The following is a 15,103-nucleotide window of genomic DNA, read 5'->3' on the forward strand; positions in this document are numbered from 1 at the left end:
CCGACCCGGAAGGAGTACGACCCACATGCCCTCCATGCCCTCCATGCCCCCCGAACCCGCTCCTCCCCATCCCCTGCGCCCCATCCGCGCCGAGGAGTTCGAGGCCTGGGCCCGGACCGTCGCCGACAGCTACGGCGAGGACCGGACGGAGTCCCAGCTGGCCGTGGAACGGACCACGATCGAACTCGACCGCACCCTGGGCGCGTTCGACGGGGACCGGCCGGTCGGCGGCGCCGCGCTGTACACGCGGGCGCTGACGGTGCCCGGTGCGATCGTTCCCGCCGCCCGTGTGGTCTGGGTGGGCGTGGCCCCGACCCACCGGCGGCGCGGCGTCCTCACCTCGCTCATGCGCCGGCAACTGCACGACGTCCACGCGGCGGGGCGGGAGCCGATCGCCGTACTGAACGCCTCCGAGGCGGCGATCTACGAGCGCTTCGGCTACGGCCTGGCCTCGTACCAGGCCGACTACCTGGGCGACACCCGGGCGATGGCCTTCCGGCCCGGGACGGACCTCGGCCGGGGCCGCATCCGGCTGCTGCCCCGCGAAGCGGCCCGGCCGGTCATGGAGAAGCTCTACGACACGGCCCGCACGCTGACCGTGGGCCGGATCGACCGGCCCGGCCCCTTCTGGAACGACCGGCTGTACGACGAGGAGCACGCCCGGCAGGGGGCCACCACCCTGCGCTTCGCCGTGTACGGCGAGCCCGACGGCGAGGTGAGCGGCTACGCCTTCTACCGGCTGCGCGGAGGCGGTCACGAGAATCCGCACAGCACGGTGGAGGTCGGCGAGGTGGTGACCACCACCGGGCCGGCGTACGCGGCCCTGTGGCGCTACCTCATCGACATCGACGTCCACCCGTGGGTCCGCTACCGCGGCGCGCCCGGCGAGCCGCTGCTGCACCTGCTGGCCGACGCACGGTCCCTGCGCACCACCGTCTCCGACGGCCTGTGGGTGCGTCTCGTCGACGTCGGCCGGGCGCTCGCGGCGCGCCGTTACGCGGCGCCGCTGGACGTGGTCCTCGACGTGGAGGACCGGTTCTGTCCGTGGAACACGGGGCGGTTGCGGCTGTCCGCCGACGGCGGGTACGTCTCCTGCGCGCGCACGGCCGCTCCGGCGGATCTGAGGCTGACGGCGGCGGAGCTCGGCGCCGCGTACCTGGGCGGTACGACGCTGGACGCGCTCGCCCGCGCCGGCCGCGTCACCGAGCTGCGACCCGGTGCGCTGGCCCGCTGTTCAGCGGCCTTCCGGTGCGGCCACGAGCCGTGGTACTCGGCCGAACACTGAGCGCGCGCCCGACCCGCCGCACGAGCCCCGCGGAGCGCGATCCGCGGGGCTTGCCGCGTGCCGGGCCCGGCCCGTCACGGGGTCCGCTGGTTGACCCAGCGGCGCTGCCCCGCGGGCCAGGGCTCCCGGGACGCGGGGGTGGCGAGCAGCCGGCGCAGCCGGGCCAGGCGCGCCGAACGCGCCGGGAGGGACAGGGCCGGCCCCGCCGCGAGCAGCGCGAGCGCCACCGCGTTCAGGGCGGCGAGCGCCCCGAAGACCGCTCCCGTACCGGCGAGGAGGGCGACGAACACGCCGACCGGCGGCCCGGCGCTCCACACGAGAACGGTTCCCGTCGGCGCCGGGGGCGGGGCGAAAGCCGCGGCCCAGCCGAGCAGGAGCACGAGTCCCGCCACCGCGGGTGCCGACAGGGCCGGCCCCGCGGCCAGGCCCGCTCCCGCGACCGCGCCGAGGCCGAGGGACAGCACCGCCCGCGTCCGGGGGCCGGGAACGGGCGGCCGGTGGCCCGGGGCGGTGCTCCGCGTGCGGGAGCCCAGGCGCGGGCCGAGCAGGGCGGCGCCCGTCGTCATCGCGGCGAGCGCCGCCCCGGCGGCGTACCCACCGGGCATCCGTCCCGCCAGGAGCACGCCCGCGGGGACGGCGACCGCCGTCTGCAGCGCGCACAGCATCCGTGCCGCGCCGCCCGCGTGGCTTCCGGTCAGGGCCATCCGTCTCCCACCTCTCCCACCCTCTCTCTGCCGGTCGGTCAGAAGAACGTCCGCACGAGATCGATCACGGTCTCGCCGCGGGTCACCGGGATCAGCTGCCATTTGTCGAAGGCGGTGCACGGGTAGGCGAGGCCGATGCCCGCCCAGTCGCCCACGCGGACGTCGTTGCCGGGTGCCAGCCGGATGAAGGCGTGCTGGTCGTTCACTTCCTTGATCACGCAGTCGTGCAGCGGCCGCGTGGATCCGTCGTCCCGGCGGACCAGTTGCGGCTCGGGCTGCCAGGCGTCGAAGGACAGGTCGCGCTTGCCTGCCGTGACCAGGGCGAGGCCCGGTTCGGGTCGCGAGGTGACCCGGCCCCAGGCCCGCAGTGCGGGGCGCAGCCGCCCCTCCCCCGCCGCCTCCCGGGAGAACGGTGACATCCAGCGGTAGAAGCCGTCGTCGTGGGCGATGTAGCAGCCGCTGCGCAGGACCGGGAGCACGTTCAGCCCGTCCGGCCAGGGCTCGGTCAGGGCCTTGGCCACCTGGTCGAAGAAGCAACTGCCGCCGGCCGTCACCACGACGGTGCCGGTCTCGAACAGCCGCTCCTGGTGGATCAGTTCCGTCACCTCGCGCATGCGGCGCAGGAAGCCGTCGATCACGCCGAGGCTGTTCGGCGAGGGGTCGTTGACGAGGACGCCCTCGTATCCCCCGACGCCGGCCAGCCGCAGCACCGGACTGTCGGCGACCGCGCGGGCCGTGGCGAGGGCCTCCGCCACCGTGCGGGCGCCGGCCCGGCCGCCCGTACGGCCGATCTCGACGATGACGTCGATCGGCCGCGCCGGCGCGGGCCGCAGGGCGGTGAGGGCGTCGTGCATGCGCTGGACGACCTCGGGCGAGTCGGCGAAGCAGCTGAACCGGTAGCCGGGATCGCTGTCCAGGTCGGCACTGACCCAGTGCAGCGACGGGGCATCGACGAGTTCGTTGGCGAAGAGGACGTTCGCCACGCCGAAGTGGCGGTAGACGCGCAGCTGCGCCGTGTTGGCGGCGGTGATCCCCCAGGCTCCGGCGTCGAGTTGGCGGGCCCAGAGCTGGGGGGCCATCGTGGTCTTGCCGTGCGGGGCGAGCTCGACGCCGCGCTCCGCGCACCATTTGGCCATGGTGGTGACGTTGTGTTCCAGGGCGTCGGCGTCGAGCGTGAGCACGGGCCCGACGAACCCGTCGTCGAAGAGGTTCAGGCCCCGGGCGGCCAGCTCGGCCACCGTGCCGCCTTCCGCGGAGACCGGAAGTCCCTTGAAGCGCCAGTCGATCAGCTCGTCGCCGAGGGCCCGGAGCGCCTCCCGGTCGATCGCCTCGTGCGGTGTGGTCACCGTGATTCCTTTCCGTGTGCTGTGTGTCGCTGCCTGTCGCTGCGGTTCGGTCATTCGACGATCGCCCGCAGTTCCCGGGCGAACACGGCGATGTCCTCGGGGGTGTTGTAGTAGTGGGGTGCCACCCGCACGGCGTGGTCGATTCCCTCGCGACGCATGAAGAGGGGTGTGTGACTGCCCTGCGCCACCCAGACGTTGACGCCGCGCGCGGCGAGTTCGTCCCGCAGGCGGGGCGCCGGCGCGCGGTCGCACACGAAGGTGACGATGGACGCGTGGTGCGTTCCGGGGTCGACGAGCCGGGTTCCGGGCAGTTCCACGACCGCCGCGCGCACCAGGTCGCGCAGCGTGTCTCCGGACGGCACGGCGGTGCTCTCCGTACGGCGGAGATGGTGCCGCAGGGCCGCGTCGAGCCCCAGCACGGCGGCTGCCGAGCGCTCGGCGTACTCGAACCGCCGCGCGCCGTCGGCGTGCACCTCGTAGGTCGTGTCGGAGGTCATGTCGGCGACGTGCAGATCGTGGAACGGGGGTCGCGCCCGGGCGCGCAGGCGCGGTCCGATGTACGCGAACCCGGTGCCGCGCGGTCCGCGGAGGAACTTGCGGCCCGCACCGGTGAGCAGGTCGCATCCGATGTCCCGTACGGAGACGGGCAGTTGTCCCACCGACTGGCAGGCGTCGACGAGGTACAGGCACGGCCAGGAGGCCAGGACCTGTCCGATCTCCTCGACGGGGTTGACGATGCCGCACCCCGAGGGCACGTGCGGGACCGAGACCACGGCCACGTCCTCCCGGATGGAGTTCCGCATCCAGTCCACGTCCAGGTCGCCGCCGGGCAGCAGGGGTACGACCTCGATCCGTACGCCCGTGCGGCGCCGTAGCTCGGTCCACAGGATGAGGTTGCCCGCGTACTCGTACGGGGTGATCCAGATCCGGTCCCGCGCCGAGAGCGACAGGGCCGTGACGGCCGCGGTCCAGGCGCGCGTGGCGCTGTCGAACAGCGCGAGGTCCTCGGCCGGCGCGTCGAGCACGCGGGCCAGGTTCTCGTACACGCCCTTGTCGAGGGTGTCCGCGTGCCACAGTTCGGTCTCGTACGCGCCGCCCCGCGCCTCCCTGCGCAGGCAGTCGGTCATGGCCTCCACGACGGCGGCGGGCATGAGGCCTGCGCCCGCGGTGTTGAGGTGTACGGGCATGGCTCTCCTCGTGGGTCCTGGTCTTCCGGGGTCAGGAAGCCCGCGCGAGAGCGGCGGCCTCCGCGAAGGATCCGTCGGCGCCGAGCTGCTCGGGGTCGCCTCCGGCACGCTGCCACTTGCGGTACTTGGAGGCGTAGCTGAGCAGGGTCTCCTGGTTGCGCCGGCCGCGGGAGCGGGTCAGGATCCCCGCCCACAGTCCGTCCCAGCGGGCGTAGGCGGGGTCCCGCAGCAGGACGCGGTGGGCGCGCTTCATGTTCCAGAACGGCACGCCCGTGTTGAGGTGGTGCACCAGGTGGTAGTTGTCGTGGTGCCGGCCGAGGAGGAACCGCTCGATCGCCCAGCCGTGCCGGTTGCGGGTCATCAGGATCTGCCGCGACTCGCTCTCCGGCAGCGGGTAGTGCTCGGCCAGCTCCGAGAGCCAGCCGATGGCGATGGCCGTGGTGAACAACGGCACGAACCAGAACAGCAGCAGTTCGAGCAGCCATCCCTGCCAGGTGCACACGGTGGCGATCGCGGCCCATTGCAGGAGCATCAGGACGAGTTCGGTGCGCTGGCGGATCGGCATGGACACCGTGGCCGCGTCCGCCTTGAAGAGGATGCGGTCGCGGACGACGTACGTCACGTACTCCGCGGCCCGCAGGCCGAGGATCGCCTGGGCGATGTTGCGCAGGAAGAAGGTCCGGTCGGACTGCGTGTGGTCGTAGAGGCCGACGCCCACGTGGAAGTTGTAGTCGGGGTCCTTCTCCGGGTCGCCGAGGAACCGGTGGTGGAAGCCGATGTGGGAGTGCCGGTACGGGTTGTACATGTGCAGGACGAGATAGCCGGAGAACACCGTGCCCAGGGCGAGGTTGAGCCGGCCGTTGCGTGCGAGCACCTTGTGCGAGGACTCGTGCAGCAGGTTCACGAAGGCCCGCTGCGTGGACCCGATGAGGACGAGCGCGACGGGGTAGAACCAGTAGGAGACGCCCACGCTGAGCCAGACCGATGCGGCCAGGATCAGGTAGTCGCAGAGCAGCGCCAGCGGGGCGTGGTGGTTGTCCAGCGTGCACAGCTCTCGGAGCTCCTTGCGCACGGTGCGGTCGAGCCTGCTGAAGTCCAGGCTGCGGAGGTCGTTCTGTACGGTGGTCGTCACGTTTCCTCTCCAGGTGCAAAAAGGGCAGCACGGCGCGGACCGGAACAGACGGGGAAGGGCGCCGTCGCGCGGTCGGTTCCGGGAGCTCGGTGGCGCATCGCGCATCGCGGACCCCGGCGGGCGGCGGCGGGCGGCGGCGGGCGGCGGCGGATCACGCTGCGGGCCGCCCCGGCCGCCGGGGGAAGGCGACTGCGCCGTGGGGCGTCAGGCGGTGGGGCCGGCGAGGATCGCGTCGAGCAGCTTCTCGGCGCCGTAGCGGACCACGTCGGTCGCCGGCAGGCCGGTGGCCGCCTCGATGGCGGCGATCTCCGCGCGCGCCTGTTCGTCCGAGAGGCCCGCGGTGATGAGGGAGAGGCCCACGATCGGGCAGCGGCCCTCCGGCCACACCCAGCTCGCGCCCTCCGCGTGCATCTCGATCGCCCGCTCCAGCGAGGGCAGCGGGTGGTCCGGCAGGTACTTGATGGCCGGCCGGCTCAGGTCGTGGCACATGATCAGGGAGTCGGCGCGGCTGCCGTGCATCAGGAACAGCGGACCGCCGGAGCCGCGCGGGTGGTTGAGCGCGCCCTGCCCCTCGACCAGGACGAGGTCGCTGTCCTCGACGGCGGCGCAGACCTCCTCCTCGATGATCTTGGCCACGTAGTCGACCATGATCGCGTCGATCGACACGCCCCGGCCGGTGATCATGGTGCCGATCTGCCCGGTCGCCACGAAGGCCGGCGCCAGGCCGCGGCGCAGCGCCTCCTTCTCGATCTCCAGCATCGTGGTCATCTTGCCGATGCCGCAGTCGGTGCCGACCGTGAGCACGGTCCGCGAACCGGGCCGGTGCGTCTTGATCTCGAACACGGGCTTGCCGTCGTCCCGGAACTCGACGACATAGCGCTCCCTCGGCTCCCGGCGGACGTCCCAGAGCCGGGCCCCGCTGCGCTCGGCGGCGGCGCTGATCTCCTCGTCCTCGGACAGCATGGTGTGCAGGCCGTTGATCACGTCGAGGCCGTGGCCGATCGCCTCCAGGACCATCGGCCGCCAGCTCGGCGGCAGGATGCCGCCGGTGGGCTCGGTCCCCAGCAGGACCGCGTCCGGCTGGAGGGCCAGCGCGGCGGCGATGTCCGCCACGATCGGGATCCCGGTGCCGAGTCCGCCGGTGACCACCTCTCCGGCGTCCCGGCCGGCGTTGTCGCGGTCGACCACCGCGACCACGCGGTCGGAGCGGTACCGCAGGATGCCGGTCACGGTCTTGGCCGTGCTCGGGGTGATCTCGCCGTCGGCGAGGATCGCGATGCGCTTCAGATGGTCCATGTCAATGCCCTTCGTTCCGAGGTGCGGTGGTGGTGTGGGCTTTCGCCCCGGTGTGGTCTGTGGCCCCGGTGTGGTCTGTGGCCCCGGTGTGGACGTGTGCCGGGCCGCGGGCTTTCGCGGGTCGGTGAACGTGTCCCAGGTGGAGGCAGACGCCGACGATCGCGGCCGTGCCGAGGCCCAGCCAGTACCAGTCGCCGGCGCCATGGTGGTAGCTGGTCAGGAAGACGGCGCCGCCGAACAGCGAGCCGAGTGCCTCGCCCGAAGTCAGCGAGACGCCCTGGAGGTTGGAGGAGGCGATGGGGGAAACGTTGGTGAGCCGGTTGAACGCGATGCTGACCATCGGCGCGTAGAGCATCTCGGCGAAGGCGAACACCGCCATGGCCACGGCCGCCCCGGCAACGGCCGGCAGGCCGACCCCCAGGAGGACGATCCCGCTCCCGAACGCGATCACCCCGAAGGCGAGGAGGGTGTTCGGCGCCACGCCGGCCCGCAGTCTGCGGTTGGCCAGGACGGTCACCCCGGACTGGAGCAGCACGATGACGACCGGGGGGCCGCCGAGCAGTACCGCGCGGAGCATCGGGGAGTCGATCGCCAGGCTGACGTACAGCGCGAACGCGGAGTAGAACTGCCCGTAGACGAAGGCCCCGGCCACCGTGAGCGCGATGGCGCGCGCACACTCCGGGTCGCGCAGCGCACTGAGCCTCGCCGGTGATCCTTCGGCGGGCCGCACCGTGCTCGGCGGGCGCAGTCCGTACGGGACGCCGACGAGGAGCGTCACCGCGGCGGCGAGGTAGGCCGCGGCGACCAGGGCGATCAGCGGCCGGTTGTCGCCGGAGACGTAGAGCGCGCCGGCGATGAACGGGCCCAGCGCGGCAGCGGCGTTGGTGGCCATCTGCATGATCGCGTAGACGATGTTGCGGGCGGGCTCGGCCGTCAGGTTCTCCGCGACCAGCACGCGTACGAGGACACCGTGGATGCTGTTGCCGAATCCGGCGAGGCACAGCGCGAGCACGACCGGTACGGGGCGGGTGGTGTAGGCCAGGGCCCCGAAGCCGGCGGCCGAGCAGAGCATGCCGGCCGCCATCGTCACGGAGTACGGCAGCCTCGGCAGCCAGCGGCTGACGGGCAGCGAGGACAGGCCGATGCACAGGAGGAAGGCGAACATGCCGAGCCCGGCGATCGACGCGTTCCCCTGGCCCCCTTGGGTCAGCATGACCGCGAGGACCGGCATCAGGGAGAACTTGCCGAACTGGCAGAACAGGTAGTTGACGGCGACGACGCGCCGCAGGGCCGACTCACCCATCGTGGGCCCGGAGCCCTTGCGTTCGATCACCTCAGTCATCGCAGACGCCGTCCGTCCGCTCGTAGCCGACGTGCCGGGAGAGATCGTTCTCGCGGCTGAGGTCGCGGTCGCCGGCCTGGTCCGGGGAAGGGGCGGTCGTGGCCTGTGCCGCGGACGCCTGGGACGCCGTGGACGCCGGGGGCTGGGTGTCCGAGGGGCGGGTTCCCGAGGGGCGGGTGTCCGAGGGGCGGGTGTCCGAGGGGCGGGTGTCCGAGGGGCGGGTGTCCGACGGCGGAGTCACGGTGAAGACCAGCCGTGCCGCGCTCGCCTCGGCCTTGGCGGCCGCCCGGGCCGGGGTGTCCCCGGTGGCGATGACGTATCCGGCGCGGTCGCCCGACCAGCGGACCGGGCCGATCCGCCGGCCGACCTCGTGCAGGACGCGGACCTCCGCCACGTCCGGGTCGGCGAGTACCTCGGTCTCCCCGGTCACCGCGGTCAGTTCGCCGCAGGGGGCCTCGGCGAACGCGATCGCCGAGGCGCGCAGGGCCTGCGGCGGTCCGGCCAGGGGTTCGGTCAGGCCAAGCGCCCACGCCACGGTCAGCTCTTCCATGTCCACGCCGTAGGCGAGGCGCACGAGTTCGTTGATCCGGTCGCCGCCGCGACGGCAGTGGCCCTCGACGATCCGTGGTCCGGCGGAGGTCAGCTTCACCTCCACGTGGGACGGCCCGTCGGTCAGGCCGACGGCGTCCAGGAACGCCCCGACCACCTCGACCGCCTCCGCGCGGACGGCCCCGTCCAGGGTGGCGGGTATGGTGTGCCCGCTCTCCACGAAACCGTGACCGGTCGACTTGTCGGTGAGGGCGAGGACGACGTGGCGGCCGGCGAAGGTGAAGCTCTCGACGCTGATCTCGGGGCCGTCGAGGTGCTCCTCCATCAGGAACGCGCTCACCCCGCTGCCCGCGAATCCCCCGGCGACCGCGTCCACCGCCCGCGGTTCCACCAGGACCACCCCGAAGCTGCCTGTGGCCGCCACCGGCTTGGCGATGAACGGGAATCCGTGCTCGGCGCCGAACGCGCGCAGGTCGTCCGCGGTCCGCCCCAGGGCGGCCGCCACCGGACTCACCCCGCGTTCGGCGAGCCTGGCCCGCATGGCCCATTTGTCGGTGACCAGCCGCGCCGTCTCGTGGTGCGGCCCGCGCAGCCCCAGCCGCTCGTTGAGCGCGGCGAGGGACAACAGCGCGTGCTCCTGGATGCTCACCACGGCGTCGAAGGGCCGGAGTGCGTGCAGGTGCGCGACGAGGTCGACGAAGGCCGGATCGGTGTAGTCGGTCAGCAGCGTCACGACCGGAGCGACGGCCTCCTCGGCCCGGACACGCTCGGGGCGCTGCGCCCACCACACCTCGGCTCCCAGCTTGACCGCCGCGTCGACCATGGTCTGCTGATCGCCGAGGACAAGTACACGAGGCTTCATGGCAAGAATGGTGACAGTCATTTGCCTAATTTGGCAACCCCTTGCCGAGGTGCTGCTCAGGGGTTGTCGTGGTGCGGCCGCCCACCGACCGGCGGACAAGAAGTGCAGACGGCTGGACGCGAGTCGGCGAGGACTCCTGGAGCGCCGGTGACGTCCCTGCCGGGTCCCTAGGCGGTGCGCAGGGCCTCGATGGGCCGCATCCGGGCCGCGCGCAGTGCGGGGAGCAGCCCCGCGACCGCACCGATCGCGACGGCCGCGCCGAGCCCGCCTCCCCCGGCGAGGACCGGAACGACGGTCGCCCAGCCCTCGACGTCGGCGTAGACGACGGTGGCGAGGGCGCGCCCAGCGCCACTCCGGCCATGCCGCCGACGAGCAGGGCCACCACCTCGAGCCCCAGGAGGAGACCGTTCAGCGCGGACCGCGTCGCGGCTCTGGCCTCAAGGGCGGCCGACGGCTGGCCGACGCCTCCCATGAACTGCGTACGCCGCTGGCCCGTCAGCGGACGCTCGGCCAGGTCGCCCTGCCCGACCCCGAGGCGACGGTCGCGTCCCTGCGCCAGGCCCACGAACGCACCCTCGCCGCGGGCGCCCAGCAGGAACGGCTGATCGAGGTGCTCCTCACCCTGGCCCGCGGCCATGCGGGCATCGAGGTCCGCAGGCCCTTCGATCTGACGGAGACCGCGCGGGAGGTCGTCGAACGCCTCGTCGTCAACCTCGTGGACAACACCCTCCGGCACAGCACGCCGCACGGCGAAGTACGGGTCGCCACCGGGACCGTGGACGCTCGCGCCGTCCTCACCGTCTCCAACACCGGTGACCCGGTGCCCCCGGAGGACGTCGACCGGCTCTTCCAGCCGTTCCAGCGGCTCGGTGCCACCCGGGCCGCGCGCACCGAGGGCCTCGGGCTCGGCCTGTCCATCGTGCAGGCCATCGCCCACGCGCACGACGCCGGCCTCACCGCCTCCCCGCGACCCGGAGACGACCTAGCCGTCACCGCCACCTCCCCCTGCCCGGACGAGTACGTACCCCTCACCCCGCGCAAACCTCCCTCACCGGGGCGCGGGTCCCGGTCCCCCGGGCTGGAACTCCTTGGGGCCGCCGGCGACCTTCTCCCGGGTCGGCTGGCACGTCGTGTCGGCCGCCTTGAAGACCGGTCCCCGCGGGTCTACAGCCAGCGTGTCGCCGTTGATGTCGAGCCCGACCTCGGCATGGGGGGCGGGGAACTTGGGGACTCCGCTCTCGCGCGCACTTCGCATACGCGAGCGTGTTCTTCTTGTCGCCGGCGGCCGGCTTCGAGGCGCCCGGAGGGGCCGAGCCGTCGTCATCACCGCCGGATCCGCCGCACGCGCCGGCGAACAGCAAGACGGCCGCTGCACCGGCCGCGGAGGCCACCAGCGACCGTGGCCAGAGGCACCGTGCATGTCAATCTCCGTCCCTCGTGGAGGTTCCCGTCGACTTCGTCGGCGACGGGCGCGGACGAAGCCGGGACTCTTGATCCAACGCCGGAGAACCGAGGGTTTCGGGGAGGTGTCACCGGCGCCGGGCACCCGGCCCGGCCGGCAGGCCGTGGGCGCCCGCTCCTCCGCCCGCGACGCGGTTCTCATGGCAGTCGCAACGTCCCGCGCAACGACCGCCCTCCGTCCGGCGGCCGATGTGGCCCCAGCCGCTTGCACCTTGACGAACTGTCAGGGATGAGCAGACTGCGGATGTTTGGGTGGACGTCGGTAGGGCTCGGCCCGTACATGGTGGTTGATTCCGGGCCGTGGACGGCTCTTGACGGTACATGGGCGTTGTGCGAATCTCTCGACAGGTCTGGACCAATTGTCTTCATCGGGTGGGGGCCCGAGTTGTCAGACACCTCCGGCGATCCTCGGATTTCCGGCGGTCCCGACCATCCACGGCCATCAGCCGGTCCCCGGGGGAGGACCGGACGTCACACGGTGGCCGCTGCCGTCACCGAACCCGTTCGCCGCAGCCTGCCGTTGACCTCTGAAGCCCTTACGTGCGGTACTCCGCGCCCCATGCCGCGTCCGCGCGTCGATGTGTGCTGCTCCTCCACCTTGCTCCGACGTCCTAAGTGAGCCGCCGATGTCCGAAGTACCCCCTCTGCCCGACCGCACGCCGGCCTCGCCGGCCCAGCAGGGCGTCTGGCTGACCGATCGGCTGGGACTGGCCCGCGAGGCGTTCCACATGCCGGTGCGGATCTCCTTCGACCGCGTCGACACGGCGGCGCTGGCCCGCGCGGTGACCGCGGTGACCGGGCGTCACCCGGCCCTTTCCGCCCGGCTGGTGGAGCGTGACGGGCGGGTCTGGCAGGAGCCCGCGGCGCGGCGGCCCGAACTGGTGCAGCTCGAAGCACCCGCGGACGAGGCCGACTTGGAGAAGCGGCTGGAGGAGGAAACCGCTCGCCCGTTCTCCCTGGAGACCGGGCCGCTCAGCCGCTTCACCCTGCACCGGCGCACCGACGGCAGCGCCGAACTGCTGGTCACCGCCCACCACGCGGTCTTCGACGGCAACTCCAAGGACGTCCTGACCCGGGACCTCGCAGCCGCGTACGGCTCGGCGCCCCTGCCCGCGACCACCGCACCGGCCGCAACGGGCACCCCGACGGCGGATCCGGGCACCGCACGGAGGGCCGCCGAGTGGTACGGGCCGCGCTGGGCCGCCGCCACCGATCCGGTACTGCCCGGCGCGCCGCGCACGCCGACCGCCGCCGGGGCCGGCGAGGCGGTCGAGTGGCGCCTCGACGGCGCAGAGGCCGGGGAGTTGGCCGCCGCGGCAGCCCTCTCGGGCACCACCGTCTTCGAGTTCCTGCTCGCGGCCCTGCACGGGCTGCTGCGCCGCTACGGCGGCGAGGCGGTGCCGGTGTCCGTCCCGCTTTCCACCCGGACACCCGAACTCGCCGATGAAGTCGGGCTGTTCGTCAACGAGCTGCCCGTCCACGCGCCCGCCGCCGATGCGCCGCAGACCTTCGCCGCCTTCGCCCGCGCCGTCCGGGCCGAGCTGCGGGCCGGATACCCGTACCGCGCGGTGCCCTTCGGCAGCGCCGTCGCCGGGCTGAGCCCCCGTGTCGGCCTGACCGCGATCTCGCTCGGCTACCGCCGGCGCGGCCCGGACCCGGACTTCGCCGGCGCCGGTGCCCGGATCGCCTGGGCGGTGCACAACCGCACCGCCCGCAACACCCTCCACCTCCAGGTCGTCGAAGCGCCCGGCGGCCGGGGAACCCCGGGCGGCGGCCTGGACTTCAGCCTCCAGTACGACCCGGCCGTGCTCGCCCCGGACACCGCCCGCCGGATCGCCGGCCACTACGGCACCCTGCTCGCCGGCGCGGTCGCCGCGCCCGGTGCCCGACTGCTGGACCTGCCGCTGCTGGACGCCGCGGAACTCCGGGCCGTCACCACCGCGCCGAACGCCACCGACCGGCCCTATCCGGCCGACCGGACCGTACTCGACCTGGTCCGCGCGCAGGCCGCCGCCACTCCCGAGGCGATCGCCGTCAGCACGGCCGGCCGCCACCTCGGCTACCGTGAACTGCTTCTGCGCGCCGAACAGTTGGCGGCGGTACTGCGCGGTGCCGGTGTCCGGCCCGGCGATCTGGTCGCCCTCCACCTGGACCGCACCGCGGACCTGCCCGCCGCGCTGCTCGCCGTCCTCGCCACCGGCGCCGCGTACCTGCCGCTGGACCCCGGTTATCCGGCCGAGCGCCTCGCCCTCGTGCTGCGCGACTCCGGAGCCGTGCTGGTGCTCGCCGACCGCGAGCCTTCGCCCGAGGTCGCCGCCGCCGCCCCCGCGGTCCTACGGATCCCCGCGCCATCGGCGCAGGACCCGGCCGAGGCCGCCACCGCTTCCGTCACCGCTTCCCCCGCCGCTTCCGACGCGGATGCAAACGCCGCCCCCGGTCCGGACGATGTGGCGTACGTCCTCTACACCTCCGGCTCCACGGGCCGCCCCAAGGGTGTCTCGGTCGGCCACCGGGCGCTGGTCAACCTGCTCACCTCCTTCGCCGACCGGCTCGGCTCCGGACCCCAGCACGCCTGGCTCGGCTTGACCTCGCTCTCGTTCGACATCTCCGCACTGGAGCTCTACCTGCCGCTGATCACCGGCGGCCGCCTGGTCCTGGCCCCGGACGGCCTCGCCGTCGACGGCCCCGGCCTGCTCGCACTGATCGGCGCCGAGGGCGTCACCCACGTCCAGGCCACACCTTCCGGATGGCGGGTGATGCTCACGGCGGGGAGCGGAGCCGACGCGCTCACCACCGTCACCGGCCTGGCCGGCGGCGAGGCACTGCCGCTGCCGCTCGCCCGCGAACTGCGCGCGCGCACCGCCCGGCTGTTCAACGTGTACGGCCCCACCGAGACCACCATCTGGTCCACCTGTGCCGAACTCCCCGCCGAGCCGGAGCAGGTCAGCATCGGCCGCCCCATCGCCAACACCCGGACCTACGTGGTCGACCAGCAGCTGAACCCCACCCCGCTCGGCATCCCCGGAGAGCTGCTGATCGGCGGGGACGGCGTCGCCCACGGCTACCTCGGCCGCCCCGAACTCACCGCCGAACGCTTCGTGCGGAGCCCGTTCGGCCCGCCCGGCGCCCGGCTCTACCGCACCGGGGACCGCGCCGTCTGGACGGCCGCCGGCGAGCTCGAGTTCCTCGGCCGGATCGACGACCAGGTCAAGATCCGCGGCCACCGGATCGAACTCGGCGAGATCGAGTCCGCCCTGCTGGAGCACCCCGCCCTCGCCCAGGCCGCCGTTGCCGTGCACACGGAGGAGGACGGCGAGCCCTTCCTGGCCGGCTACCTGATCCCGGCCGCCGGCGTCCCTGCGCCCGTCCCCGCCGACCTGCGCGACCACCTGATGCGCACCCTGCCGGCCGCGATGGCACCGCAGCGCTGGCTCACCCTGGAGCGTCTGCCGCTCACCCCGAACGGCAAGCTGGACCGGCGGGCCCTGCCGGTACCGCCCCGCGAGACTCCGACGCCCCGGGCCGGCGATACCAGCGATGACACGGATACCGCCGACACGGGCGACACGGGCGACGCGGGCGACGCGGGCGACGCGACGACCGGAACGGTCCGCCGGATCTGGGCCGAGGTGCTGAACCTGCCCGATGTCGGCCCCGAGGACGACCTGTTCGACCTCGGCGGACATTCGCTGACGGTGATCCAGATCGCCGCCCGGATCCGCGACGCGCTCGGCGTGGAGCTGGACTTCGACGTCTTCTTCGACGTCCCGACCCCGGCCGGCATCGCGGCCGCCGTCCGCGCGCGCCAGTAGGCCCTCCCTGTCGGACCTTGCCGGGCCCGCCCCGCCCGGTACGCCGGGCAGGGGCCGCTCGGCCCTGCCCGGCTCCGCCGCGCCACGTCCGTCCGTCCGTACCCCCCGTACTCCCGTACTGACTCCC

General features: G+C 73.3%; 10 protein-coding genes and 1 pseudogene. 3 read left to right on the forward strand and 8 right to left on the reverse strand.

Features of this window, described 5'->3' with window-relative positions; genetic code table 11:
* Positions 1–25: 25 nt before the first annotated feature.
* The gene (locus AC3IX6_RS03070) at positions 26–1,285 is read left to right on the forward strand and encodes a GNAT family N-acetyltransferase (protein ID WP_489368639.1); all 1,260 of its coding nucleotides are present in this window, start codon (positions 26–28) and stop codon (positions 1,283–1,285) included.
* Positions 1,286–1,359: 74 nt separating this feature from the next.
* Here AC3IX6_RS03070 and AC3IX6_RS03075 read toward each other — a convergent pair whose 3' ends face one another.
* The 7 genes from AC3IX6_RS03075 to AC3IX6_RS03105 form a co-directional block, all read right to left on the reverse strand.
* Positions 1,360–1,989, reverse strand: a complete 630-nt coding sequence (locus AC3IX6_RS03075) for a hypothetical protein (protein ID WP_489368640.1) — start codon at positions 1,987–1,989, stop codon at positions 1,360–1,362.
* Positions 1,990–2,027: 38 nt separating this feature from the next.
* The gene (locus AC3IX6_RS03080) at positions 2,028–3,335 is read right to left on the reverse strand and encodes an alanine racemase (RefSeq protein ID WP_489368641.1); all 1,308 of its coding nucleotides are present in this window, start codon (positions 3,333–3,335) and stop codon (positions 2,028–2,030) included.
* Positions 3,336–3,385: 50 nt separating this feature from the next.
* Positions 3,386–4,522, reverse strand: a complete 1,137-nt coding sequence (locus AC3IX6_RS03085) for an aminotransferase class V-fold PLP-dependent enzyme (protein WP_489368642.1) — start codon at positions 4,520–4,522, stop codon at positions 3,386–3,388.
* 31 nt (positions 4,523–4,553) lie between these two features.
* Positions 4,554–5,654: a fatty acid desaturase gene (locus tag AC3IX6_RS03090; RefSeq protein ID WP_489368643.1), complete on the reverse strand. Its 1,101-nt coding sequence runs from the start codon at positions 5,652–5,654 to the stop codon at positions 4,554–4,556.
* Between the two features lie 204 nt (positions 5,655–5,858).
* Positions 5,859–6,950 carry an N-acetyltransferase DgcN family protein gene (locus AC3IX6_RS03095; RefSeq protein ID WP_489368644.1) on the reverse strand — a complete coding sequence of 364 codons (1,092 nt, stop codon included), beginning with the start codon at positions 6,948–6,950 and terminating at the stop codon, positions 5,859–5,861.
* Between the two features lies 1 nt (position 6,951).
* Positions 6,952–8,292 carry an MFS transporter gene (locus AC3IX6_RS03100; RefSeq protein ID WP_489368645.1) on the reverse strand — a complete coding sequence of 447 codons (1,341 nt, stop codon included), beginning with the start codon at positions 8,290–8,292 and terminating at the stop codon, positions 6,952–6,954.
* Entirely contained in the window at positions 8,285–9,703 is a 1,419-nt protein-coding gene (locus tag AC3IX6_RS03105; RefSeq protein WP_489368647.1) for an ATP-grasp domain-containing protein, read from the reverse strand. The genes AC3IX6_RS03100 and AC3IX6_RS03105 overlap by 8 nt, the downstream gene beginning before the upstream one ends.
* 214 nt (positions 9,704–9,917) lie before the next feature.
* Here AC3IX6_RS03105 and AC3IX6_RS03110 point away from each other — a divergent pair.
* Positions 9,918–10,694 (forward strand): annotated as a pseudogene (locus AC3IX6_RS03110) (sensor histidine kinase); the annotation flags it as partial.
* A gap of 57 nt (positions 10,695–10,751) precedes the next feature.
* On the opposite strand, the gene AC3IX6_RS03115 reads toward AC3IX6_RS03110, so the two are convergent.
* Complete coding sequence (locus AC3IX6_RS03115) at positions 10,752–10,958, reverse strand: hypothetical protein (protein WP_489371732.1); 207 nt, start codon at positions 10,956–10,958, stop codon at positions 10,752–10,754.
* 832 nt (positions 10,959–11,790) lie between these two features.
* Here AC3IX6_RS03115 and AC3IX6_RS03120 point away from each other — a divergent pair.
* Positions 11,791–14,976, forward strand: a complete 3,186-nt coding sequence (locus AC3IX6_RS03120; RefSeq protein ID WP_489368649.1) for a non-ribosomal peptide synthetase — start codon at positions 11,791–11,793, stop codon at positions 14,974–14,976.
* Positions 14,977–15,103 lie beyond the last annotated feature (127 nt).

The organism is Streptomyces sp. GL_141 (assembly GCF_057834385.1).